The following is a 23,143-nucleotide window of genomic DNA, read 5'->3' on the forward strand; positions in this document are numbered from 1 at the left end:
CGCGGCAGATCGGCATCACCTGTCAAATTCATTCCACCTGGCTGTCATAGGCAAAGCCGTCCGCCGGGGCAAGATTATCTTGATTATTTTCATCATGATTTTTGGTCGCAAGATCGGGCGGGGCCGCCGGGGCAAACTGGCGGGTGCGCCAGTCATAGAGGCGGTGACGGGCCCAGGGCGCGGCAAGATCCGGCACGGAGGCGAAGACGCGCAGGGCCGGCTTGCCGCCCGCCGAGGGCTCAGCCGCTGGCCCGGCGCGGATCTCAAGCGCCCCGCTGCGGCGCAATGTTGCGCCGGTGGCGGCAGCGGCCGGCCCCGCCTGGCAGAGCGGCGTCTCCCGAAGGGCGCCCGGCGCGATTACCAGATCAGCGCCAAGGCAGGCGGCCTGCGACAGACGCAGATCCTCCAGCGTGACGATGCGCCAGCCCTCGACACTCACCGCCGCGCACCATTCCCGAGCCACGCAGGCGAAGCGGCCGGGTGGCGCCGCCGCCAGAAGCGCCACCAAGCGCTGATCCGCCGCGGCAAGATCGAGTGGCGGCGGTTCACGCCGGGCTTTGGGCGATGCGGGCTGATCGCCCTCCTGTCGCTTTGCCTGCGCCTCGGGGTGCTCCGGCCCTGCCGCCGCCTTGATGGCCAGCGAGAGCGCGGGCAGCATCAGCGGCGCTGCCGTGGTCTCGATCACCAGCGCGCGGCGCCATTGCTGGTAGATGAAATCCGGCGGCTTGGTCCGGTTCACTCCTGCCGTGCCGCCGGAGAGCAGTGCGACCAGCCGCCCATCCTCCGACACGAGCATGGCCGGCCGCGAAGGCTGGGCCAACACGGCGACGGCGGCACCTGCCAGGATGAGGAGGAGGCCGGAAAGCGCGAGTGCCGTGCGCAACAGGCAGAGGAGAACGCCGCCGACGGCCACGAGGGTGAAAGCCATGGGTGCCAGCCGGCCGGTATCGACCTCCCCGCCCCAGCCGGCAACGGTGCGCGCCACGGCATTCATCCAGTCCAGCCCCAGCGCCACAGCCATCCAGGCCGGGCCATCCAGCCCGAAGGGCATCAAGAGCATGGCGATCAGTGCGCCCGGCATCACCACCGTGCCGACGACCGGCAGCGCCAGCACATTGGCGATCAGGCCATAGGCCGGCAGGCGGTGGAAATGGGCGGCGGAATAGATCAGCGTCGACAGGCCGCCGATGAGCGAGGACAGGACCAGGCCGACAAAACCGGTCCAGACAGGGGAAACCAGCCTCAGCACCGGAAGCGCGCTCGCCTCCCGCCCCTCGGCCGGCGAGTCGAGCCGGCGATAGAGCGCCACAAGAGCTAGCGTGGCGGCAAAGGACATCTGAAATCCCGGCCCTGTGATGGCCGAGGGGGTGACCAGCAGAATGAGGAGGCCCGACAGCGCGATGTTGCGCAGGCTGATCGAGGGCCGGTCAACGAAGACAGCCAGCAGCATGACGACGATCATCACGAAGGAGCGCACGGCCGAAACCGCGCCGCCGGCGATCATCATATAGAGCGTGACCATGAGCAGCGCGCCGGCCGCAGCGATCTTCTTCACCGGACGGCGCTGCGCGAAGCCGGGAAGCAGGCTGAGGCCGGTGCGCAGGCCGACCAGCAGCGTGCCGGCCGCCAGCGCCATGTTCAGCCCCGAGATCGCCAGCACATGGCCAAGGCCAGACAGGCGCATGGCCTCCACCAGCGCCGGGTCGATCGCCCGCTCCTCCCCTGTCACCAGTGCCGCCGCCAGCGCGCCGGTGGGGCCGCCCACAAGGCCGCGAATATGCGTGCCCACCGCCTCGCGCAGAATGGCGATGCGCATCAGCGTCTCCCGCAGCAGGCCCTGCGCCGGGGCGGGGCCGAGATCGCGCGGCGTGCCATAGAAGTAGCCGACAGCGCCAATGCCGGCGAAATAGGCGTCATAGGCGAAATCATTGGCGCCGCGCAGCGCCGGCCCCGAGGGCGGCGACAGGCGGGCCCGCCCCTCGATCTGCCGGCCGATCGCCACAGGCGGCCCGCGCCCGCGCGACAGCAGCATCACTCTCTCCGGCCGGCGAAAGATCGCCGGTGCACGGGTGCCCAAGAGCGCCACCTCGTAACGCCAGAAGCCGCGCGCATCCACCTCCCGCCCCTGCACCACCCCCGTGATCGTCGTGGTCACCGGCGCATCGATCAAAACCGTGTCGAGACGCCAGGTCTGAAGCGCGGCGGCAGCGGCGCCGACCGCCAGCAGCCCTGCCGCAAGCGCAACGGCTTGAAGCAACGGATAGCGATAGCGCGCGCCATAGGCAGCCATGCATAAAACACATGCCAGAGATGCGTTTTGCGCAAGATCCGACGGATTGGCCTGCGAAAACCAGAGGAGCGCGCCAAGGCCGATCAGCAGCGGCCAGAAGAGAAAGCCGTGACCATAACCGGCCTCCAGCGCCAGGCAGTCGCGCAGCCAGAGCGTCAGACGCCGAAGCAGCGACGGGCGTTCTATGCCCAGCAGATCCTGCGACCGGACGAGCGCACGGCCCTGCGTGACGACCGCGGGCAGATTGGCAGAGCCGATATCAGTCGCCGGAGCCTGGGGCGCATCCGCCCAGGCGGTCTCGCGGGGCGATTGACGTTCCCCCTCCATCGGCACCTCGTCACCCTACGTGCACTGAGGCTATACTGTGCAACCCCGCGCCGATCGCGGCAAGAGCCTCGATTGCTCAATTTCAAGGCAGTTCATGCCATAAAGTCGTGCAAGGCCAGATATGGCGTTTCGAAATAAGCCGTGTACGATGCATATATTGCAAGGCCGCATTCCTTTGCTGCACCGCATTGACACGCCCGCTGCCGAACTTGGCACCGGTGGATAAATGGGCTAGCACAAGGGCAACTTTAACATTTGCGGCTTATCGCATAGACCATTGAACCCGCATCACGGAGGATCCCCGGTGGCGAATAAAAGCGCAGTCTTCACGGTCGATGAAAAGCAGGTCGAAATGCCGGTGCGATCCGGCTCCATCGGTCCCGATGTGATCGACATCGGCACGCTCTACAAGAATACGGGCACGTTCACCTACGATCCGGGGTTCACCTCGACCGCATCCTGCGAATCCAAGATCACCTATATCGACGGTGACGAAGGCGTTCTCCTGCACCGCGGCTATCCGATCGAGCAGCTGGCCGAGCATGGCGACTTCCTCGAAGTCTGCTACCTGCTGCTGTACGGCGAACTGCCGACGGCAAACCAGAAGAAGGACTTCGACCACCGCGTGACCATGCACACCATGGTTCACGAGCAGATGAGCCGCTTCTTCACCGGCTATCGCCGCGACGCCCATCCGATGGCCGTCATGTGCGGCACGGTCGGCGCTCTCTCGGCCTTCTATCACGACTCGACCGACATCACCGATCCGCACCAGCGCATGGTCGCTTCGCTGCGCATGATCGCCAAGATGCCGACGATCGCCGCCATGGCCTACAAGTACCATATCGGCCAGCCCTTCGTTTACCCGAAGAACGACCTCGACTACGCCTCCAACTTCCTGCGCATGTGCTTCGCCGTTCCCTGCGAGGAGTATGTGGTGAACCCGGTTCTGGCCCGCGCCATGGACCGCATCTTCATCCTGCATGCCGACCACGAGCAGAACGCCTCGACCTCGACCGTTCGTCTCGCCGGCTCCTCGGGCGCCAATCCCTTCGCCTGCATCGCGGCCGGCATCGCCTGCCTCTGGGGCCCGGCCCATGGCGGCGCCAACGAAGCGGCGCTCAACATGCTCGCCGAAATCGGCTCGGTCGACCGCATTCCGGAATATGTCGCCAAGGCCAAGGACAAGAACGATCCCTTCCGCCTGATGGGCTTCGGCCACCGCGTCTACAAGAACTACGACCCGCGCGCCAAGATCATGCAGAAGACCACGCATGAAGTGCTGGCCGAGCTTGGCCATCGCGACGACCCGCTGCTGGAAGTGGCGATGGAACTCGAGCGCATCGCACTGACCGACGAGTACTTCATCGAGAAGAAGCTCTACCCGAACATCGACTTCTACTCCGGCATCACGCTGAAGGCGCTGGGCTTCCCCACGACCATGTTCACCGTGCTCTTCGCGCTCGCCCGCACCGTCGGCTGGATCGCGCAGTGGAACGAGATGATCGAAGACCCGCAGCAGCGCATCGGCCGTCCGCGCCAGCTCTACACCGGCGAACCGAAGCGCGATTACGTTCCGGTTCCCAAGCGCTAAGGCGCCGAAACGCTGACAGACAGAAACCCGGCTGGAAACGGCCGGGTTTTTTGATGGGTAATACGAAATCCGGTTGATCGCTTCGCGATGTCTGGAGCGTCTTGGCAGAGGCGCACAGTCCTCGTTTCGTCATGCTCGGGCCTGTCGCGAGCATCTCGCAAACGCCTGATATGTCGATAAACCAACCGCCATGGCAGATCCTCGGGACGAGCCCGAGGATGACGTCGCGCGCGATGATCGTCCTTGCCGGAAATCTCAAAAGCCGGACGTGACGCTCAGATGCCGGCGCTGCGCCCTTCGGCATAGGCCAGCACGATCGCGGCCCCCGCCTCGCCCGGCGGCACCGGGGTCTGCATGCGCGCCATCACCAGGTCGAAGCCGACGCGCATGGCGCGGCGCTGGTCGGTGTCGAACGCCAGGCGTTCGATCCAGCGGGCGAGCGCACCGGGGCGGATCGATTCGTTGAAATATTCGGGAACGACCGGATAGTCGGCGATCAGGTTCGGCAGCGCGCCGGTCCAGATGCGGATGCGGCTGTGCATCAGCTTGATCAACCAATCGGCACGATAGGTGGAGACCACGGGAATGCCGCAGAGGCCAAGCTCGAGGATGACCGTGCCGGAGGCCGCCAGCGCAGCGTCGGCCTCGGCGAAGGCCTCCCATTTCGCCTCGGCGCCGACGCTGATCTCGGGCTTATGCGGCCAATTAGCCACCAAGTCCCTGACCCGTGCTTCCTGCCGGGGCACGGTGGGCAGGAGGAAGCGCATGGTCGGGTGGCGCTCCTTCAGAAACAGCATGGCCGCCTGGAATTCCGGCAGGAGCCGCGTGATCTCGGCGCCGCGCGAGCCGGGCAGCAACAGGCAGGTGCGCGGAGCGTCTTTCGCCTCACCATCGCGCTCCCGCTCTCTCTCGCGCGCGCTCTGACGGGCACGCACGGCCAGCACCGCGGCATCCTGCGCCAGCCGATGGCCGACATAGCTGGTCTTCGGTCCGCCGAGACGGGCCATCACCTCCGGCTCGAAGGGCAGCACCGCCAGCACATGATCGACATAACCGCGCATCCGCGGCGCGCGATATTCCTTCCAGGCCCAGACGCTGGGGCAGACATAGTCGATGATGGGCACGCCCGGCAGCGCCGCGCGCACGCGCCTGGCGACGCGATGGGTGAAATCCGGGCTATCGATGATCAAGAGCACATCCGGCCGGGCCGCGATCAGCGCGTCGGCCGTCTGGCGGATGCGGCGGATCAGCGTCGGCAGCCGCGCCAGCACCTGGGACAGGCCCATGATCGACAGTTCGCTGTAATCGAACAGCGATGCCAGCCCCTCGCGCTGCAGGTCCTCGCCGCCGACGCCGACGAGACGGACCGGCCGGTCCGTCTGCCGCTTCAAGGCGCGAATCAGGTCGCCGCCGAGCAGGTCGCCGGACACCTCGCCGGCAACCACGCCCACGGTCAGGACGGGACGATCGGCCATGCTCACTCCTTTGCCAGGGATCGGTCGATGCCGAGAATGAAGAGGTCGGCGGCATCCGCCGCCGCCACGGCCGCCGCGCGATCGAGCAGCAGCGCCCGGCCCGCCTCCACCGCGATCCCGGCAAGGCCGGCCGCAGCGGCCTTTTCTATTGTCGAGAGCCCGATCGAGGGCAGATCCGCGCGCAGCTCCTGCTGCGGTTTGCACATCTTTACCAGCACGCCGCGCCGGCGCTGCGAAATCCGCCCTTCGCGGCGCAGCTCCGCCACCCGCTCCAGCATGCCATCCGTGCCCTCGGCGCCCTCCAGCGCCACCACGCGCCCGCCAATGGCGACCGCGCCTTGGCCGATGTCGAGCTGGCCGAGCAGATCGGCCGCCGCCCTTCCGGCCGCAATGTCACGAAGCGCCTCGGCATCGGGCCGGCACGCACCAAGAGGGCCGATCTCGGCCAGAAGATCCGGAACGATCTCCTGCACGCCGATGACGCGGGCGCCGCTGGTCTCGATCAAGGCGATTGCCATTTTCAAGACCGCATCGTCCCCGCCAGAGATCAGCGTGCGCACGACGGCCGGAACGCGGGCGATCATGCGCAGGGTCGGGCGGATCTGGCGGAAATCCGGCCGCCGCCGCACCCAGCCCGACAGCACCACGCGGTCGACGCGCTCACGCTGCAACAGGCCGGTGATCGCGCGAAAATCGCCGATCGGCAGAACGACGCGCTCGAAGCCGGCCCAGTCGCTTTCCGATTCGCCTGTGAGCGCGATGATCAGCGGCTCGTCGCCGCGCGCACGCGCCGCCTGGGCCACATCCACCGGCAGCCGGCCGCCGCCGGCAATGATCGCCAGGCGCCCCTTGGACGGCGCCGGCGACCCCGGCAGGGGCGCGCTCGCCGTCACGGCCTCAGCCCTTCTTGCCCCGGTGCGGCGAGGACAGCGCCCGGTCCTTGGCCGCGGCAATGAAATCGAGGATCTCGACCACCGCCTTGCTCTCGGCAAACCGCTCGCGGATCGCCTCCGCATTGGTGCGCACATTGCCCGGCCCCTCGAAAATCTCGAGATAGGCGCGGCGCACCTCATGGATCTCAGGCTTGGAGAAGCCCGCCCGCGTCATGCCTACGACGTTGAGACCGGAGAGCACGCCGGGATTGCCGTTGAGCATACCATAGGGAATCACGTCATAGCTGACGGCCGAGAGGCCGCCGACAAAGGCCTGCCGGCCAATGCGGGTGAACTGATGCACCGCCGAACCGCCGCCGAGAATCGCGCGGTCCTCCACGGTGACGTGGCCGGCCAGCATGACATTGTTCGACAGGATGATGTGGCTGCCCAGCCGGCAATCATGCGCCACATGCGCATAGGCGAGAAACAGATTGTTGTCGCCCACCTCGGTCAGGCCGCCATGCTCGCGCGTGCCGGTGTTCATGGTCACGCCTTCGCGGATCGTGCAGTTCGCGCCGATGCGCAGCTCTGTATCCACCGCGCTGTGATGCACGCTCTGCGAATCGCCGCCGATCACCGCATTCGGGAAGATGCGCGTGCCCTTGCCGACGGTGGTGCGGCCGGTGACCACCACATGGCTGAGGAGAACCACATCGTCAGCCAGCACCACCTTCGGCCCGACATGGCAGAAGGGGCCGACGGTGACGTTCTCGCCGACCACGGCGCCCTCTTCGACCAGCGCGAGCGGATGGATCTTGGCGCTTGCAGCAATCATGATCAGGCGTCTTCCTTCTTGATGATCATCGCGCCGATATCGGCCTCGGCCACCAGCTGGCCATCCACCTTGGCATCGCAGTGAAACTTCCAGATGGTGCCGCGTTGCTTCTGCTTGACCACATGGAATTCCACGCGGTCGCCCGGCACGACCGGCTTGCGGAAGCGGGCATTGTCGATGGTCATGAAATAGACGAGATTGGTGCCCTCGCCCGTCTTGCGCGCGCAGATGGCGCCGGCCGTCTGGGCCATGCCCTCGATCAGCAGCACGCCCGGCATGATCGGCTGTTCCGGAAAATGCCCGGTGAAATGCGGCTCGTTCGCCGTCACGTTCTTGATGCCGACAGCGGAATTATCCCCGTCGATGTCGATGATCCGATCGACCAGCAGGAACGGGTAACGATGTGGAAGAAGCTTGAGGATCTCGCGAATATCGGCCGTACCGAGAACATTGGCGTCTGCGTCACTCATCCTTGGCTCCAGATTTCCTTTGTCTGTTTTGCGCGCGCGCCGACACTTCGGCGATCTCGCGCAAGAAGTCCTTGATCGGCCGGGCCGGCAGGCCGCCGATCCGCTCACCCGGGCCGACATCAGAGGCGACGCCGCTCTTGGCGGCGATCTGCGCTCCGTCTCCCACGGTGATGTGGCCGTTCAGCCCGGCATTGCCGCCGATCATCACGCCATTGCCGATCGTCGTCGAGCCGGCAATGCCGACCTGCGCGACGATGCCGCAATGACGGCCGATGCGCACGTTGTGCCCGATCTGAACGAGATTGTCGATCTTGGTGCCCTCGCCGATCACCGTATCATCCATGGTGCCGCGATCGATCGTCGTGTTGGCGCCGATCTCGACGTGATCTTGAAGGATGACCCGGCCGATCTGGACGATCTTCATCATGCCGGGACGCGTGCCCGGCGCATAACCGAAACCATCCTGGCCGATGCGGGCGCCGGGATGAATGATGACGTGATTGCCGATCAGCGCGCTGGCAAGGGTCACGCCCGCCGCGATCGTGCAATCGCGACCGATCGCAACATTGGCGCCGATCACGACATTGGGTCCGATGCGCGTGCCCGAGCCAATCTGCACGCCAGCGCCGATCACGGCAAAGGGCTCGATCTCGACATCGGGCTCGATCTCGGCTGTGGGATGAACCACGGCTTGGGCGGAAATGCCCTGTCCGGTGGAAATGCGTTCGGGCCGCAGCGCCTGCGGATGCAGAAGCGCGCCGGCCAGCGCGAAGGCGGTGTGCGGCCGCGCGGTGATCAGAAGCGGCAGATGCTCGGGCGCAAGCCGGGCCATGGCCGCATCGCAGATCAGCGCGCCGGCGCCGGTCGTCTTGAGTTCGTCGGCCTGACGCCGGTTGAGAAGATAGCACACCTCGTCAACCCTGGCGCGCGCGACCGGCGCCACGGTGCGGATCAGCCGGTCTGCCACGCCCTCGCCCTTCAGCTCCGCGCCGATGGCCTCGGCAAGCGCCGCCAGGCGAATGCCGTCATGCGGCGGAAAGAAGGGCCTGGTTTCCATGCTGAATGCTCCCGTTTTCGTGCGGCCCGCCGGGCCGGACGATCATGCCGCGCGGCGCTGCCGCGCTCGTCTTGCCGCCCGCCTGCGAAGGTCGCGGAGCCGGCCGCCTCAGGCCGATCCAGCCGGCTGTCCGGCGCCCCAGGCGCGGGGCCACGCACGGCTGCCAAGATCCGCGCGGCAGCGGCAATCACCCGGGCATTAGCCTTGAAAGGTCGCCGACTTCAAGAGCATGTCGCCGTTTTTGCCAGACGCAACGCAATCTTTTGAACGAAGCCAACAGAATAACACTGTCTGGAACGCAAGATCAGCGCCGCCTTTGCCCGCAGCGGAACGCATGGCCAAAACGCCCGCAGCGCATTGCCGCAGCGCCTAAAACGCAAACGTGCCGCTAGCACTGGCCAGCGGCACGTTCAAGAGAAATGGTTTTCCCGCAGAAAGCAGGACATCCCGCCGCCTTGTTAGAAGGCCGAGGAAATGCCGAGTTTCAGGTTCTGAACGCGGTCATAATCCTTCTTCACGACCGGCACGGCGTAATCGACGCGCAGCGGGCCGAACGGCGAGGCCCAGATCAGGCCGATACCGACCGAGGCGCGCAGCGACGCATCGGTGCCGACCACGCGGTCCGCCTTGGTGACGGCGACGTCGTTACCATAGAGCGTGCCGGCATCCGCAAAGATCGCGCCGCGGAAACCAGCGTCACGCGAGACGCCGGGCAGCGGGAAGGTCGCTTCGGCCGAGGCGGTGAAATAGGTCGTGCCGCCGATGGCATCGCCATATTGCAAGCTGCGCGGGCCGATACCCATACGCTCGAAACCGCGGACATCCGAGTTGCTGAACTGGAACTGGTCGAAGACCTCCATCGGCCCGCCCGTGTTGAACATATGGCCGGCCGAGCCGGCCAGCGAGCCGATCAGATCGGCCTCGTCGTTCAGCGTGTAGTAGATCTTCGCCTTGCCGCTCAGCTTGTAATAGTCGGAGGTGCCGCCGAGACCGGCATATTCCTGCGTTGCCGAAGCGAGAATCCCGCCATGCGGCAGCTGCGCGTCATCCAGCGTGTTGTAGGTCACCGTCTGCGAGATCGCGGAGCGCGTCCAGGGCGATTCCTTGACCACATGGCGGAAGGGCGAGGAAATGTCCGTGAGGTCGCCGCTGTAATCCAGCTGCGTCAGCGTGTAGCGGAAGGTCGTCGACAGGCGCTCGGTGATCGGCGCCGTCACGCGCAGCGTGAAGCCCTGGTCCTCATAGCTGTAGTTCTGGCCCGAGGTGCTGTCGTTCTCGTTCTTGAACACGTCGAAGCCGGCAGCCAGACGGTAACCGAGGAAATAGGGCTCGGTGAAGGACAGGTTATAGGTCTTCGTCGCCTGACCGCGGCCGGCGGCCAGACGGATATACTGGCCGCGACCGAGGAAGTTCTTCTCCTCAACCGAGGCTTCCAGCAGGACGCCGCCATTGGCGCCGGCGGCATAGCCAGCACCGATGCCGAAGGAGCCGGTCGACTGATCCTGCACATCGACGACCACGACGACACGGTCGGGCGCACTGCCCTGCTGGGTCGTGATGTTGACGCTGGAGAAATAGCCGAGCGCTTCCAGCCGGCGCTTGGCCGAAGCGATCATTTCCTGGTTGAAGGCATCGCCTTCGCTGATGTCGAACTCGCGGCGAATGACATAGTCACGCGTGCGGGTGTTGCCGCGAATGTCGATCCGTTCGACATAGGCACGCTCGCCCTGGTCGACCAGATAATCCACGGCAACCGTGTGATTGTTGAAGTCGCGGTTGCCGCGCGGGGTGACGCGGGCGAAAGGATAGCCATTGGCGGCAACGCGGCGCGAAATCGCCGACATCGTGTCCTGGATGTCCTTGGCCTTGTAGATCTGCCCCTGCTTGCTGACCACGAGGCCCTTCAGCTCGTCGGCATTGATGCCCTGCACGGTCGATTCGACGTTGATCGCGCCGAAATCGTAGCGCGGGCCTTCCTCGACCACGAACTTGATATTGTACTGATTGGACGCGGGATCGAGATCGGCGCTCGAAGAGACGATCCGGAAATCGGCATAGCCGCGGTTGTAATAGAACTGGCGCAGCGCCTCTTCGTCCGCCTGCAGCTTCTCGGGGCTGTAGACGTCCTTGCGGGTCAGGAACGAAAAGATGCCCGATTCCTTCGTCAGGATGACGGAGCGCAGGCGGTTGTTGCTGTAGGCGCTGTTGCCTTCGAAGCTGATGTCCTTGATCTTGGTGCGCTCGCCTTCATTGATCTGGAAGGCGAGGTTGATGCGGCCTTCGGCGATCGGCGCAGTCTTCACCTCGACGGTGACATCGCTGCGGCCGATGGCGGCATAGGCATCCTTGATCGTCTGGACGTCGGCCTGGACGGTGGCCTCGTTATAGGGGCCGAGCGCCTTGGTCTTGACGATCGTCTGAAGCTTGTCGTCCTTGATCTTGCTGTTGCCGTTGAAGACAACCTGATTAATCAGCTGCGCTTCCTTGACGGACACGACGAGCGTGGAACCCGCGACATTGATCGTCACGTCGGAGAAGTAGCCCGTCTGATACAGACGACGGACAGAAGCATCGATATCCGCGCCGGAAAAGGCCTTGCCCGGCTGGATGCTGATATTGGCGCGCACCGTTTCAGGGCTGACGCGCGTGGCACCGCGAACCTCAATGCGCGACACCGTCGCAGCCATGGCGACAGAGGCGCTCGCAAGCATGGCCACGCCGGCACCCGTCGTCACCATCCCTGCAGACAGCGCGACCGCCGAAACCGCGGTCAAAAATCTCGAACCAGCTTTCATGTCGTCTTCTTACCTTTTTCCGATGTCACGCGGCAAACTCGTACCGACTCCGGTCATGCTGCCGTTTTACCCGCTTTTGTCATTGAAGCAAGGTCACCCGTTCATTTCCGTTTACTTCACCAAGACGGCGTGTCCTAATGGCCACTCTCATGTTCCATTAGGGTAAATGAACCCTTCCAAGCGAAGGTTTTGCTTAGGATTTTGGCAAGCTTTGCGCCATTGTTGAAGGTTGATCCCGGGCAATGCGCCCAGCAGCGTCGATGCCCCTTTTCCCCGTCTTTTTCCGGGACGCCCGGCGCCTCCCTCAAGGCGCCGCGCATGGACCGGAATGGCCCGAGCCGCAGCCCTCGCCAGCCCGTTGGCGAGGGTCAAAAGGGATGCAAGCCAGGATGCGCAGTCAGCCGATCAGCGAGCTGATATCGTTCCAGGTGGCGAACACCATCAGCATCAGAACCATGGCGAAGCCGATACGGAAGGCCACGTCCTGAGCACCCGCCCCCAGCGGCCGGCCACGGACGGCCTCGATGGCATAGAACATCAGATGCCCCCCATCGAGGACCGGCACCGGCATCAGGTTCAGCAGGCCGATCGACACGGAAAGCACGGCGGCGAGATGGAACAGGGCGACCACGCCGAGCGTCGCCATCTGGCCCGAGGCCTGCGCCACCCGAATCGGACCGCCCAGCTGATCGGCCTTCATCCGCCCGGCAATGAGATTGCGGATATAGTCGAAGGTACCGGTCACGACGTTCCAGCTCTCGCGCGCGCCTTCCGCGACGGCCTGCGCCGGGCTGAAGGTCTGAACACGGAAATTGCCGCTCTGCTGGCTGGTCAGAATGCCGATGATGCCGAGTTCCATCTTGTTGCCGAACTGGTCCTCCACGACCGTGCGCTCCGGCACCATGGTGAGATCGACCTCCTGCCCGGCGCGATCGATGCGCACGGCGATCGGCACTTCAGGACGGACGCCGACATAGCGGCGCACATCGTCAAAGGTGACCACGGGCGAGCCGTCGATCGCCACCAGCCGGTCGCCCGGCTTCACGCCCGCCCGCTCGGCCGCACTCCCGGCCTTGACCTCGGACACGGTCGGGTCGGCAATATGCTTGCCATAGGTGGCGAAGATCACCGCGAAGATGGCGATGGCGAGGATGAAATTGGCAATCGGGCCGGCGGCGACGGTGGCCGCGCGCTTCCACAGCTTGGCGCCGAGGAAGGTCCGGTCGCGCTCCTCCGGGGCAACGCGGTCCAGCGCGGCGTAATCGGGCGTGCTCGCCGCGTCGCCATCGCCATAGAAGCGGACATAGCCGCCGAGCGGGATGGCGGAGATCTTCCATCGGGTTCCATGCCGGTCGTTGAAGCCGATGATCTCGGGACCGAAGCCGATGGAGAAGGCCAGCACGCGAATGCCGGTCCAGCGGCCGACCAGATAATGGCCCATTTCATGGACGAAGACGATCAGGGTGAGAACCACCAGGAAGGGCAGGATATAGCCCACCAGAAGGTTCAGCGCGTCGCCGAGGAAAACCATGTCATCAAACTCCCGCAGGGCCTACCGGCCTGCCTGTTCACAGACCCAGTAGGATTGCCCCAATCGAGGCCTGCTGTCCATCCAGCTGGCCGAGATTGCCCGTCAGGGCCAGTTCCACCAGGACGATGGCAAGGGCCAGCGTGGCGGCAACCACCAGCGCATCGACCCGGTCCATCACCCCGCCATGGCCGGGAATGATGCGACCGGAATCCTTGACGCCCGAGCGCCGCTTGACCCAGCTTTCAAAGAGATCGCCCACCTGACCCGCCACTGACAGCACGAAAGCGATGAGGAGAATGCGCAGGAGCCCCTGCCCGCCGGCGGCAAACTGCACGCAGGCGCCGGCAAACACGCCTGACAGCGTGCCGCCAATGGCGCCCGACCAGGTCTTGCCGGGCGAAATGCGCGGCGCGAGCTTTGGTCCGCCCAGGGCGCGGCCGAAGAAGAAGGCCATGATGTCGGTCGACCAGACCACGGCGAAGAGAAAGATCGTCGCCATCAGTCCCGCCGAGGAGCTGCCACGCACCGCCTCCAGCGAAATCATCGCCAGGCCGGAATAGAAGATGCCGGTGGGAAGCCAGCGGCTGGCATGGTCGCGGCGGTAAAGGAGAATCGCGGCGAGCACGCCGAGGATGACGACCGCCAGTGCCCAGAGAATGCCGAAAAGCACGAGAGCCACGGCGGCGAGCGCAAAGCTTGCCCAGCCGAGCGCCAGACCGCGCCGGCCGCGCAGGACCAGCCGCGTCATCGCGCTCCATTCGGAAAAGACCAGCGCCCCGATCACCACGCTGAACAGGGCGAAGGCATATCCGCCGGCCCAGGTCACGGCCAAGGCGAGAATGGCAAGGATGATTCCGGAGATGATTCGCAGCTTCAATTCACGCGTCATCAGGAACCGACGGCCAGGGTTTGCGCGGCGGTGACGCCGCCGAATCGGCGCTCGCGCCGGGAATAGGCATCAAGCGCGCGCAGAAAGACCTCGCGGTCAAAATCCGGCCAGAATTCCGGCACGAAAACCAGTTCGGCATAGGCGGCCTGCCAGAGCAGGAAGTTCGACAGACGCTCCTCGCCGCTGGTGCGGATGACCAGATCGGGATCGGGGATGCCGGCCGTATCCAGCCGGCTTGCCAGGCGCTGCGCGGTGATCTCCTCCGGGGCGAGGCGCCCGGCCGCCACCTCGGCGGCGAGCGCCTGGGCAGCGCGGGCGATCTCGTCGCGCGCGCCGTAATTGAAGGCGATCACCAGGGTGATGCCGCTGTTGCGCGCCGTCGTCTCTTCCGCCTCCTCCAGGAGAGGCAGGATGTCGCCGCGCAGGTGCACCCGGTCGCCGATAATGCGGATGCGCACGTTCTGGCGGTGCAGCTCGGCGAGATCGCGACGTATGAAGACTTTGAGCAGGCCCATGAGATCATTGACCTCGGCCTCGGGCCGCCGCCAGTTCTCGGAGGAAAAGGCAAACAGCGTGAGATAGTCGATCCCGAGATCGCCGGCCGTGCGCACGGCCTCGCGCACGGCTTCGACACCCTTCTTGTGGCCGAGCGTACGCGGCAGGCCGCGCTTGTTTGCCCAACGCCCGTTCCCGTCCATGATGATGGCGACGTGCTGCGGAACAGTCTGATGTGTGGCTTTGGACATAGATCGCCGTCGGAAAAAGAGTCTGAAAGGGCTGAACTTAGACCTGCATGATTTCCTTTTCCTTGTCGGCAAGCAAGCGGTCGATGTCAGAAATCATATCATCGGTGATCTTCTGCACTTTTTCCGAGAGGCTGCGGCTTTCATCCTGACCGACGATGCCGTCCTTTTCCGCCTTCTTCAGCACATCCATGCCGTCGCGGCGCACGTGGCGGATGGCGACCTTGCTCTTCTCGGCATAATCATGCGCGACCTTGACCAGCGAGCGGCGGCGCTCCTCGTTGAGCTCCGGCAGCGGGATGCGCAGGTTCTGGCCGTCGATGATCGGGTTCAGGCCGAGATTGGATTCGCGGATCGCGCGGTCGACGGCGCCGACCATCTGCCGGTCCCAGATCGACACGCCGAGCATACGCGGCTCCGGCACGGTGATGTTTGCAACCTGGTTCAGCGGCACGCGCGACCCGTAGGCCTCCACCATCACGGGATCGAGAACATTGGCCGAAGCGCGGCCGGTGCGCAGCGAGGCGATATCGTTCTTGAACGCTGCCAGCGCGCCATCCATGCGGCGCTTGATGTCGTTAAGGTCCAAACCCTTGCTCATGGCATCACTCCCTTTTGCCGGCGCTCTTCCCGGCCCGCTCAAATCAGTCTTCGGCCGCACGCTCTATGCTGCAGGGACATAGGACAGCCGGTTAAAACGTCATCGGCACGGCGCACGGGCAATGAAGCCCGACGGCCGCGCGCGATCTTCTCATGCGTTGCGGCGTCGCCGTCCGCAAGCGGCAAAACGGCAAAACGTCACAAAAGCGCGAGGGAATGCAGCATCGCCTGGGTGAAAACGCCGGCCGAAGCCGGCGCCGGGCGCCTGCTCACGGCGACGATCAGTTGTCCGAGACGATTGTGTAGAGGCCCTTGCCGCCGAGAATATCGGTGAAGCCGCCCTTCTCGTGGATCGAGAAGACAATGATCGGAATATGGTTTTCACGCGCGAGTGCAACAGCCGCGACGTCCATCACGGCCAAGCCCTTGGCCAGCACGTCGGAATGGGTCAGCTTGTCGAAGCGTGTGGCATGCGGGTCCTTCTTCGGGTCAGCCGAATAGATGCCGTCCACCTGGGTGCCCTTGAAGATCGCCTCGGCGCCCATTTCGGCGGCGCGCAGCGCGGCGGCGGAATCGGTGGTAAAGAAGGGATTGCCGGTGCCGCCGGCGAAGATCACGACGCGGCCGAGCGAGAGGTGATGCAGGGTGGCGCGCTGGGAGAAGCTTTCGCAGATTTCCGGCATGGCGATGGCCGAGAGAACCACGGTATCGACATCGAGCTTGCGCAGCGAGGTGGCCAGCGCCAGCGCGTTGATGACGGTGGCGAGCATGCCCATATGGTCGCCGGTGACGCGGTCGCCACCCTTGGAGGCCACGGCCACGCCGCGGAAGATATTGCCGCCGCCGACGACCACGCCGACTTCCACCCCCATGGCGCGGGCCTCGGCAATGTCGGATGCGATCCGGTCGGCAACGGCGACATCAATGCCGAAACCTTGATTTCCCATCAAGGCTTCACCTGAGGCCTTGAGCAGGACGCGTTTGTAGAGCGGCTGGGCGGGCATCGTCACTCCTGTCGGAAAAGCGCGAGATATCGCGCGGAAAATGCGGGCTTACGCCGCCAGGCCGTGCAAGCGCGAGCGCACATGCGTGTTCAAGGGGCCTCGGCCGGCGGCCATCCCCGCGATACACGAAGGGCACCGCGTTGTCCACGCGATGCCCCTGGTTTTCCCGGCGATTTTATTGCAATGCACAAGGCGCCTTCGCAACCGCATCAATGCGCGGCGTTAAGCGCCCCAATGCATCAATGCCTCAGCCCTTGGCGACGGCGGCGACTTCGGCGGCGAAGTCGGTCTCTTCCTTCTCGACACCTTCGCCGAGCAGGAGGCGGGCCATGCCCGTGACTTCGATCGGCGCGCCGACGGTCTTTTCAGCTTCCTTGATCGCAGCCTCGACGGTGATGTCGGGGTTCATCACGAAGGCCTGCGACAGCAGGGCGACTTCCTCGAAGAACTTGCGCATGCGGCCGTCGACCATCTTCTCGATGATGTTGTCGGGCTTGCCCGAGGCGCGCGACTGCTCGATGAACACGTTGCGCTCGCGCTCGGCAACCGCTGCATCCACTTCGCTGGCGCGGATGGCGAGCGGGTTGGTGGCGGCGATGTGCATGGCGACCTGGCGGCCGATCGTGTTCAGCGCATCCTTGTCGCCGGTGGACTTCAGCGCGACGAGAACGCCGAGCTTGCCCAGGCCGTCGGCTGCGGCATTGTGGATATAGGTCGAAACCACGCCGTCCTCGACCGAGAGCAGGGCTGCACGGCGCAGCGTCATGTTCTCGCCGATCGTGGCGATGGCGTCCTTGATGGTCTCGGAAACCGACTTGCCGGTGGCCGGATAGGTGGCGGCGGCGATCGCGTCGACCGAACCTTCGGTTTCCACGGCAACGGCGGCTACGCCGCGAACCAGATCCTGGAAGGCGTCGTTGCGGGCAACGAAGTCGGTTTCGGAGTTGATTTCGACCACGACGGCCTTGGTGCCGGCGCTGGCGATGCCGATCAGGCCTTCAGCAGCGGTGCGGCCGGACTTCTTGTCCGCCTTGGCGATGCCCTTGGCGCGCAGCCAGTCGATGGCCGCTTCCATGTCGCCATTGGTCTCGGCCAGAGCCTTCTTGCAATCCATCATGCCTGCGCCAGACTTCTCGCGCAGTTCCTTCACCATTGCAGCTGTTACGCTCATCTTCCTGCCTCTTTGATTGGTTCCGTTTGGCGCGCAGCCCGGATGAAACGGCGCGGTGCCAGAGGTGTGAGGGGAATGCCCCTCCTTCATGACATCGTGATGAACCTCAACCCGATGCCAGGCGGCAGGCGATGCCTGCCGATGAAATGAACAGGGCCGTTTTCCCTTTTCAGCGGTGAAACGGCCCCGTCAGTCATTCGGTTGCGATGACGGCCGCCCTTGAGACCCGAAAGGGCAAGGGCGGCGCGGCAATCAGGCTTCCACGCCTTCTTCGAGCGCGGGCTCGAGCGGCAGGTCGGCCGAAGCGCCGAGGTCGCGGCCGGCGGCACCCTGCTGGCGGGCAATGCCGTCGAGGGCAGCGCGCGAGATCAGGTCGCAATAGAGCGAGATGGCGCGCGAGGCGTCGTCATTGCCGGGGATCGGGAAGTCGATCTGGTCCGGATCGCAATTGGAGTCGATGATGGCCACGACCGGGATGCCAAGGCGCTTGGCTTCGTCGATGGCGATCGATTCCTTGTTGGTGTCGATGATGAACATCAGGTCCGGAACGCCGCCCATGTCGCGGATACCGCCGAGAGCGCGGTTGAGCTTTTCGCGCTCGCGCTCGAGGTTCAGGCGTTCCTTCTTGGTGAAGCCCTGGGCGTCGGAGGCCAGGATTTCATCGAGCTTGCGCAGGCGCTGGATCGAGTTGGAGATCGTCTTCCAGTTGGTCATCATGCCACCGAGCCAGCGGGCATTGACGTAGTACTGGGCCGAGCGCTTGGCGGCATCGGCGATGATGTCCGAGGCCTGGCGCTTGGTGCCGACGAAGAGAACGCGGCCGCCACGGGCAACGGTGTCGCTGACGACCTGCAGGGCGCGCGACAGCATCGGAACGGTCTGGGCCAGGTCGATGATGTGAACGTTGGAACGTTCACCGAAGATGTAGGGCTTCATCTTCGGGTTCCAGCGATGGGTCTGGTGGCCGAAGTGAACACCAGCTTCCAGAAGCTGGCGCATGCTGAAATCAGGCAATGCCATGCCTTTTACTCCTTTTCCGGTTTAACCTCCGCGAAGTGAACAGCCCGCCCGATCATGTTCGGATACGGACAAAGCCACCGGCGGAACCGCCGGATGTCTCCCGGTCGATCCCAACTTCGCGTGTGGAATGGTGGGCGCCATACAGGATGGCCGACGAACAATCAAGGCCGGGAGGGCCTTTTCGCCCGCCCGCTGCCGGTTTCCTCGTGTTTGAGGCCTATTTGGCCTGCTTTGCGGGCGAGTTACAGCCATCGGCCTTGTAAAGATCAAGCTTGGCAAGCTTGGCCGAGAGGACGAAATCGCCGTAGTCGAGGGTCAGGTCGCGAGTCACACCGTTTTCGTAGAGCTTGAAGCTGGTGCGGTAGGTCGGCGTGGCGTCGCCGGTGGAGTGATCCTCGAAATAGGCGATGGTCACGGGCCAGTAGGGGCTACGGGCCAGCGTGCCGGCCTTTTCGGCGTCCGTGTCGTCCGCGCCCTCCTCGGCCTTGCCGCTCTCGATCTTGTCTTCCTTGTTCTTGTCGCTCTCGGCCTTGCCTGCGCCACCGCCGGCAGGCGTCTCCCGCGCACCGATCACCGTCGTCGTCAGCATGGTCTTGTCGCCCGAATCGGAGCCGTCGAACAGGCGCGCCTCGAACAGCTTCTCGCCCTTCAGCGCCCTCTCGATCACGTCGATCATGTGGGCGGTGGGAAACATCGCCTTCGTCAGATCGACCGACTGCTTCTGCGGCGCCTCCAGATCCACGGAGACCCCCTTCTCCGTTTCATGGGCGGTGCCGCGCACCTCCTTGTCCAGCTTGTCGTCGGTGAAGGAGCGCGTGAGGAAGCGGAAGCTGCCCTTCGGATCCTCGAAGGTCGTGGTCTGCTGGTCTGTGGTGCGCACCTCCTCGCCGCCATCGACCTTGGTGACGAAGCGGAAGCTGACCGTGTAGCCGGCGCAGGCCGAGCCGTTGAACTCATAGACCATGCGGCCATACATGTTGGAAATGCCGGACTGCTCGGTGGCGTCCTGCAGCTGCAGATCATAGACGGCGCGATGGGGCACCAGCGGCGTCATCGCCAGGGCCGGGGCAGCGTGGCTCATGAGGGTGCCGGCCATAAGGAAGAGCGTCAGAGCGCTGCCTTTCCGGAGCGCCTGCGTCCTGTCGGGGCGTCTTGCAAAGGCTTTCGGAAACATGCGCTTGGCTCCTGTTGGTTTGCGCGGCAATGCGTTAGAACACGGGTGCCGAGGAAAGCCGCTTCCTGCGTGCGCCGCGGCCGTCACTGACGCTTCGCACAAACCGTCTGCATGCCGCATCCGCCGGCAAAACACAATCGACCCGAATCCGGAGATATCATGTCCGCCGTCCATCCGATCGATGCAAAACTCGCCGAACTCGGAATTACGCTGCCTGTCGCTGCCGCGCCGGCCGCCAATTACGTGCCCTATGTGCTCTCTGGCACGCAGCTGTTCATTTCCGGCCAGCTGCCGATGGAGGCCGGCAAGGTCGCCGTGACGGGTAAGCTCGGGGCCGGGGTCGATGTCGCCGCCGGGCAGCGCGCCGCCGAACTCTGTGCCATCAACATCCTCGCCCAGGCCAGGGCCGCGCTGGATGGCGACCTCTCGCGCATCGCCCGCGTCGTCAAGCTCAACGGCTTCATCGCCTCTGTGCCGGAGTTTACCGAGCAGCATCTCGTCATGAACGGCGCGTCCAATCTGATCGCAGCGATCCTGGGCGACGCCGGCCGTCATGCGCGCGCCGCCGTCGGCATGGCCGCCCTGCCCTTCGATGCCGCCGTCGAGATCGACGCCGTGCTCGACATCATCTGAGCCGCGATATCAGTCGTATAGAACGAGGACTGAGACCCTGGCGCCCCGAATGCAGGCGCGCCGGGTTTCGGCCGAGCGTCAAGGATCATGCGCATGACCGATCATTCCTGGCTGAAGACCCTGCCGATCGCCCATCGCGGCTATCACGACATGAACGGCCACATCTGGGAAAACACGCTGTCCGCCTTCCAGCGGGCGGTCGACAAAGGCTTCGCCATCGAATGCGACCTGCATTACACGGCCGACAGCGTGCCGGTGGTGTTTCACGATGACGACACGGAGCGGCTGTGCGGCATAGCCGGCGATGTGCGCGCCCGCACCGCCGGCGAGCTTGGCCTGCTCGCGGTCGGCGGCACGAAGGACAGGGTGCCGACCTTCAAGCAGATGCTGAAGCTGGTGGGCGGCCGCGTGCCGCTGATGGTGGAGCTCAAGGGCCGGGAAGGCGATGACGAGGGCTTTGCCGCCGCCGTGCTGGAAGTGCTGGAAGATTATAGCGGCCCCGTGGCGCTGATGAGCTTCGACGCCTGGCTCCTGGCCGACCTCAAGGCGCTGGATGCGCCCTTCCCGCTTGGCCTGACGGCCTGGGGCGAGACGGCGGAGGATTTCGAGCGCCACGAAAAAGCCATGGAGCTGGGGCTCGCTTTCACCTCCTATCATTACGCCCACCTGCCCAATCCCTTCGTCGACGGGGTCAAGGCCCGCGGGCTGCCGGTAATCACCTGGACGGTGAGGGACGAGGCGGCGCTGCGCCACAGCTATGCCGAGGGCGACCAGATCACCTTCGAAGGCTTCGACCCGACGGAGCTTCCCGCCAGCGGTCTCGACAACACGGCAAGAACAAATGGTAAGGAGTGAGCCAGCCTCGTGACAACGCCTGTCAGCATTCGCATCGAAACCGCCTTCCAGGCGATCGACAAGCAGGCCTGGGCGCGGCTTGGCGGCGCCGCGCGCGGCCAGTCCGGCATGGCCTATAATCCCTTCGTCTCCCATGCCTATCTCTCGGCGCTGGAGGAATCGGGATCGGCCACCGCCAAGACGGGCTGGCTCGGCCAGCATCTGCTGATCGAGGACGAGGCGGGCGGCCTGCTCGGCGCGCTGGTCTGCTACCTGAAGAACCACAGCCAGGGTGAATATGTCTTCGACCATGGCTGGGCCGATGCGCTGGAGCGGGCCGGCGGGCAATATTACCCGAAGCTGCAATGCTGCGTGCCCTTCACCCCGGCTACCGGCCCGCGCCTTCTGACGGCGCTCGGCACCGATCCAGAGGCGACGGGTGCAGCGCTCACCGCCGGCCTGCAGGAGCTGACCCGGCGGCTCGGCGCCTCGTCCGCCCACGTCACCTTCCTGCCGGAAGCCGAGCTGGAAAGCTTCGACGATGCCGGTTTCCTGCACCGCATGGACCAGCAGTTCCACTTTACCAATGCCGGCTATGGCTCGCATGACGATTTCCTGGAGACGCTCGCCTCGCGCAAACGCAAGGCGCTGAAGAAGGAGCGGCGCGCCGCGCTCGAAAATGGCATCAGCATCGACTGGCTGACCGGCTCCGACCTGACAGAAGACATCTGGGACCAGTTCTTCGCCTTCTACATGGATACGGGCAGCCGCAAATGGGGCCGCCCCTACCTCACCCGGCGCTTCTTCTCATTGATCGGCGAGCGCATGCCGGAGGATATCCTGCTGGTGATGGCCAAGCGCGAGGGGCGCTACATTGCCGGCGCCATCAATTTCATCGGCGAGGATGCGCTGTATGGCCGGCACTGGGGCTGCATCGAGGACCACCCCTTCCTGCATTTCGAGGTCTGCTATCACCAGGCCATCGACTTCGCGATCGCCCGCAAGCTCGCGCGCGTGGAGGCCGGCGCGCAAGGGGAGCACAAGCTCGCGCGCGGCTATCTGCCCGTGACCACCCATTCCATGCATCACATCGCCCATCCCGGCCTGCGCCGCGCGGTGGAGGCCTATCTCGAGCGGGAGCGGCGCGATGTCGAGGCCATGGGCGACATGCTCTCCGAGCATGGTCCCTTCCGCAAGGGCGCGCGCCAGCTGCGCGAGGGCGAGGAGATCGAGTAGAAGGCCACAGGCGGATCGCCGATCCGCCGCTTGCGATTGCCCTCTTTCCCTTTCAAGAGAATGCACACAAAGACTCACGGAAACCGCGATGGCGCCGAACCGGTGCTGGTCGCGCGCCCGCATCAGGAGGACCCCATGACCGCCTATGACACCGACAATATCTTCGCCAAGATCCTGCGCGGCGAGATCCCGTCGCACCGCGTCTATGAGGACGAGGCGACTATCGCCTTCATGGATGTGATGCCGCAGGCGGACGGCCATGTGCTGGTCGTGCCCAAAGCGCCCTCGCGCAACCTGCTCGACGCCGACCCGGCCACGCTCGCCGGCCTGATCCAGGTGGTGCAGACGATCGCGCAGGCCGCCCAGGAGGCCTTCGAGGCCGATGGCATCAGCATCATGCAATTCAACGAGGCTGCCGGCGGCCAGTCGGTGTTCCATCTGCATTTCCACGTGATCCCCCGCCATGAAGGCCGGCCACTGAAGCCCCATACCGGCACCATGGCTGATCACGGCCTCTTGGCCGCCCAGGCGGAAAAGCTGCGGGAAGCACTCGCCGGCTGAGGCTGAAGGCCTGTCAGCCCCTGGATCGA

Annotated in this window: 21 protein-coding genes; 6 read left to right on the forward strand and 15 right to left on the reverse strand. The window is 65.0% G+C overall.

What is annotated here, in order from left to right; genetic code table 11:
• Positions 1–28: 28 nt before the first annotated feature.
• Positions 29–2,617 (reverse strand): ComEC/Rec2 family competence protein, encoded by a 2,589-nt coding sequence (locus BJF92_RS11145; RefSeq protein ID WP_075634820.1) that lies wholly within the window; start codon positions 2,615–2,617, stop codon positions 29–31.
• A 304-nt stretch (positions 2,618–2,921) separates the two neighbouring features.
• On the opposite strand from BJF92_RS11145, the gene gltA reads away from it, so the two are divergent.
• Positions 2,922–4,211, forward strand: coding sequence for a citrate synthase (gltA, locus tag BJF92_RS11150; RefSeq protein ID WP_075634821.1), 1,290 nt, complete (start codon positions 2,922–2,924; stop codon positions 4,209–4,211).
• A gap of 275 nt (positions 4,212–4,486) precedes the next feature.
• Here gltA and lpxB read toward each other — a convergent pair whose 3' ends face one another.
• From lpxB to bamA, 6 genes are all read right to left on the reverse strand, one after another.
• Complete coding sequence (gene lpxB, locus BJF92_RS11155) at positions 4,487–5,686, reverse strand: lipid-A-disaccharide synthase (RefSeq protein ID WP_075634822.1); 1,200 nt, start codon at positions 5,684–5,686, stop codon at positions 4,487–4,489.
• 2 nt (positions 5,687–5,688) lie between these two features.
• Positions 5,689–6,579, reverse strand: coding sequence for an LpxI family protein (locus tag BJF92_RS11160; RefSeq protein WP_245294730.1), 891 nt, complete (start codon positions 6,577–6,579; stop codon positions 5,689–5,691).
• 4 nt (positions 6,580–6,583) lie between these two features.
• The gene (gene lpxA / locus BJF92_RS11165) at positions 6,584–7,402 is read right to left on the reverse strand and encodes an acyl-ACP--UDP-N-acetylglucosamine O-acyltransferase (RefSeq protein WP_176218596.1); all 819 of its coding nucleotides are present in this window, start codon (positions 7,400–7,402) and stop codon (positions 6,584–6,586) included.
• Complete coding sequence (fabZ, locus tag BJF92_RS11170) at positions 7,399–7,866, reverse strand: 3-hydroxyacyl-ACP dehydratase FabZ (protein WP_075634824.1); 468 nt, start codon at positions 7,864–7,866, stop codon at positions 7,399–7,401. The genes lpxA and fabZ overlap by 4 nt, the downstream gene beginning before the upstream one ends.
• Positions 7,859–8,923, reverse strand: a complete 1,065-nt coding sequence (gene lpxD, locus BJF92_RS11175; RefSeq protein WP_075634825.1) for a UDP-3-O-(3-hydroxymyristoyl)glucosamine N-acyltransferase — start codon at positions 8,921–8,923, stop codon at positions 7,859–7,861. Before lpxD ends, fabZ begins: the two co-directional genes overlap by 8 nt.
• Before the next feature lie 458 nt (positions 8,924–9,381).
• Positions 9,382–11,661 carry an outer membrane protein assembly factor BamA gene (gene bamA, locus BJF92_RS11180; protein WP_245294738.1) on the reverse strand — a complete coding sequence of 760 codons (2,280 nt, stop codon included), beginning with the start codon at positions 11,659–11,661 and terminating at the stop codon, positions 9,382–9,384.
• On the opposite strand from bamA, the gene BJF92_RS26075 reads away from it, so the two are divergent.
• Positions 11,588–11,884: a hypothetical protein gene (locus BJF92_RS26075; RefSeq protein ID WP_245294744.1), complete on the forward strand. Its 297-nt coding sequence runs from the start codon at positions 11,588–11,590 to the stop codon at positions 11,882–11,884. The two genes, bamA and BJF92_RS26075, sit on opposite strands and share 74 nt — an antisense overlap.
• 231 nt (positions 11,885–12,115) lie before the next feature.
• Here the strand turns inward: BJF92_RS26075 and rseP are convergent, their stop codons facing one another.
• From rseP to BJF92_RS11220, 8 genes are all read right to left on the reverse strand, one after another.
• Positions 12,116–13,249: an RIP metalloprotease RseP gene (gene rseP, locus BJF92_RS11185; RefSeq protein ID WP_075634827.1), complete on the reverse strand. Its 1,134-nt coding sequence runs from the start codon at positions 13,247–13,249 to the stop codon at positions 12,116–12,118.
• A 37-nt stretch (positions 13,250–13,286) separates the two neighbouring features.
• Positions 13,287–14,138: a phosphatidate cytidylyltransferase gene (locus BJF92_RS11190; protein ID WP_075634828.1), complete on the reverse strand. Its 852-nt coding sequence runs from the start codon at positions 14,136–14,138 to the stop codon at positions 13,287–13,289.
• The gene (locus tag BJF92_RS11195; RefSeq protein ID WP_075634829.1) at positions 14,138–14,884 is read right to left on the reverse strand and encodes an isoprenyl transferase; all 747 of its coding nucleotides are present in this window, start codon (positions 14,882–14,884) and stop codon (positions 14,138–14,140) included. Before BJF92_RS11195 ends, BJF92_RS11190 begins: the two co-directional genes overlap by 1 nt.
• A gap of 37 nt (positions 14,885–14,921) precedes the next feature.
• Positions 14,922–15,482: a ribosome recycling factor gene (gene frr, locus BJF92_RS11200; protein WP_075634830.1), complete on the reverse strand. Its 561-nt coding sequence runs from the start codon at positions 15,480–15,482 to the stop codon at positions 14,922–14,924.
• Positions 15,483–15,762: 280 nt separating this feature from the next.
• Positions 15,763–16,485 carry a UMP kinase gene (gene pyrH / locus BJF92_RS11205; RefSeq protein ID WP_075634831.1) on the reverse strand — a complete coding sequence of 241 codons (723 nt, stop codon included), beginning with the start codon at positions 16,483–16,485 and terminating at the stop codon, positions 15,763–15,765.
• 247 nt (positions 16,486–16,732) lie between these two features.
• Positions 16,733–17,656, reverse strand: a complete 924-nt coding sequence (tsf, locus tag BJF92_RS11210; protein WP_075634832.1) for a translation elongation factor Ts — start codon at positions 17,654–17,656, stop codon at positions 16,733–16,735.
• Between the two features lie 252 nt (positions 17,657–17,908).
• A complete protein-coding gene (rpsB, locus tag BJF92_RS11215) occupies positions 17,909–18,676 on the reverse strand; it encodes a 30S ribosomal protein S2 (RefSeq protein ID WP_075634833.1) in 768 nt (255 codons plus the stop codon).
• A 217-nt stretch (positions 18,677–18,893) separates the two neighbouring features.
• The gene (locus BJF92_RS11220) at positions 18,894–19,757 is read right to left on the reverse strand and encodes a cell envelope integrity EipB family protein (protein ID WP_245294731.1); all 864 of its coding nucleotides are present in this window, start codon (positions 19,755–19,757) and stop codon (positions 18,894–18,896) included.
• Positions 19,758–20,009: 252 nt separating this feature from the next.
• On the opposite strand from BJF92_RS11220, the gene BJF92_RS11225 reads away from it, so the two are divergent.
• From BJF92_RS11225 to BJF92_RS11240, 4 genes are all read left to right on the forward strand, one after another.
• Positions 20,010–20,483, forward strand: coding sequence for a RidA family protein (locus tag BJF92_RS11225; protein ID WP_075634834.1), 474 nt, complete (start codon positions 20,010–20,012; stop codon positions 20,481–20,483).
• 93 nt (positions 20,484–20,576) lie between these two features.
• Entirely contained in the window at positions 20,577–21,338 is a 762-nt protein-coding gene (locus BJF92_RS11230) for a glycerophosphodiester phosphodiesterase (RefSeq protein ID WP_075634835.1), read from the forward strand.
• A 9-nt stretch (positions 21,339–21,347) separates the two neighbouring features.
• Positions 21,348–22,553 carry a GNAT family N-acetyltransferase gene (locus BJF92_RS11235; protein ID WP_075634836.1) on the forward strand — a complete coding sequence of 402 codons (1,206 nt, stop codon included), beginning with the start codon at positions 21,348–21,350 and terminating at the stop codon, positions 22,551–22,553.
• A 135-nt stretch (positions 22,554–22,688) separates the two neighbouring features.
• Positions 22,689–23,114 (forward strand): HIT family protein, encoded by a 426-nt coding sequence (locus BJF92_RS11240; protein WP_075635027.1) that lies wholly within the window; start codon positions 22,689–22,691, stop codon positions 23,112–23,114.
• Positions 23,115–23,143: the final 29 nt, after the last annotated feature.

This window comes from Xaviernesmea rhizosphaerae, from assembly GCF_001938945.1.
GTDB classification, from domain to species: domain Bacteria; phylum Pseudomonadota; class Alphaproteobacteria; order Rhizobiales; family Rhizobiaceae; genus Xaviernesmea; species Xaviernesmea rhizosphaerae.

What these genes read in the sequence shown, in the direction of transcription:
- BJF92_RS11230 (WP_075634835.1), top strand. Translation starts at nt 20,577, where the DNA reads ATGACCGATCATTCCTGGCTGAAGACCCTGCCGATCGCCCATCGCGGC.
- BJF92_RS11240 (WP_075635027.1), top strand. Translation starts at nt 22,689, where the DNA reads ATGACCGCCTATGACACCGACAATATCTTCGCCAAGATCCTGCGCGGC.
- BJF92_RS11145 (WP_075634820.1), bottom strand. Translation starts at nt 2,617, where the DNA reads ATGGAGGGGGAACGTCAATCGCCCCGCGAGACCGCCTGGGCGGATGCG.
- BJF92_RS11225 (WP_075634834.1), top strand. Translation starts at nt 20,010, where the DNA reads ATGTCCGCCGTCCATCCGATCGATGCAAAACTCGCCGAACTCGGAATT.
- lpxB (WP_075634822.1), bottom strand. Translation starts at nt 5,686, where the DNA reads ATGGCCGATCGTCCCGTCCTGACCGTGGGCGTGGTTGCCGGCGAGGTG.
- BJF92_RS11220 (WP_245294731.1), bottom strand. Translation starts at nt 19,757, where the DNA reads ATGAGCCACGCTGCCCCGGCCCTGGCGATGACGCCGCTGGTGCCCCAT.
- lpxD (WP_075634825.1), bottom strand. Translation starts at nt 8,923, where the DNA reads ATGGAAACCAGGCCCTTCTTTCCGCCGCATGACGGCATTCGCCTGGCG.
- BJF92_RS11190 (WP_075634828.1), bottom strand. Translation starts at nt 14,138, where the DNA reads ATGACGCGTGAATTGAAGCTGCGAATCATCTCCGGAATCATCCTTGCC.
- tsf (WP_075634832.1), bottom strand. Translation starts at nt 17,656, where the DNA reads ATGAGCGTAACAGCTGCAATGGTGAAGGAACTGCGCGAGAAGTCTGGC.
- frr (WP_075634830.1), bottom strand. Translation starts at nt 15,482, where the DNA reads ATGAGCAAGGGTTTGGACCTTAACGACATCAAGCGCCGCATGGATGGC.
- rseP (WP_075634827.1), bottom strand. Translation starts at nt 13,249, where the DNA reads ATGGTTTTCCTCGGCGACGCGCTGAACCTTCTGGTGGGCTATATCCTG.
- pyrH (WP_075634831.1), bottom strand. Translation starts at nt 16,485, where the DNA reads ATGCCCGCCCAGCCGCTCTACAAACGCGTCCTGCTCAAGGCCTCAGGT.
- fabZ (WP_075634824.1), bottom strand. Translation starts at nt 7,866, where the DNA reads ATGAGTGACGCAGACGCCAATGTTCTCGGTACGGCCGATATTCGCGAG.
- BJF92_RS26075 (WP_245294744.1), top strand. Translation starts at nt 11,588, where the DNA reads ATGCGCGACACCGTCGCAGCCATGGCGACAGAGGCGCTCGCAAGCATG.
- BJF92_RS11195 (WP_075634829.1), bottom strand. Translation starts at nt 14,884, where the DNA reads ATGTCCAAAGCCACACATCAGACTGTTCCGCAGCACGTCGCCATCATC.
- bamA (WP_245294738.1), bottom strand. Translation starts at nt 11,661, where the DNA reads ATGGTGACGACGGGTGCCGGCGTGGCCATGCTTGCGAGCGCCTCTGTC.
- rpsB (WP_075634833.1), bottom strand. Translation starts at nt 18,676, where the DNA reads ATGGCATTGCCTGATTTCAGCATGCGCCAGCTTCTGGAAGCTGGTGTT.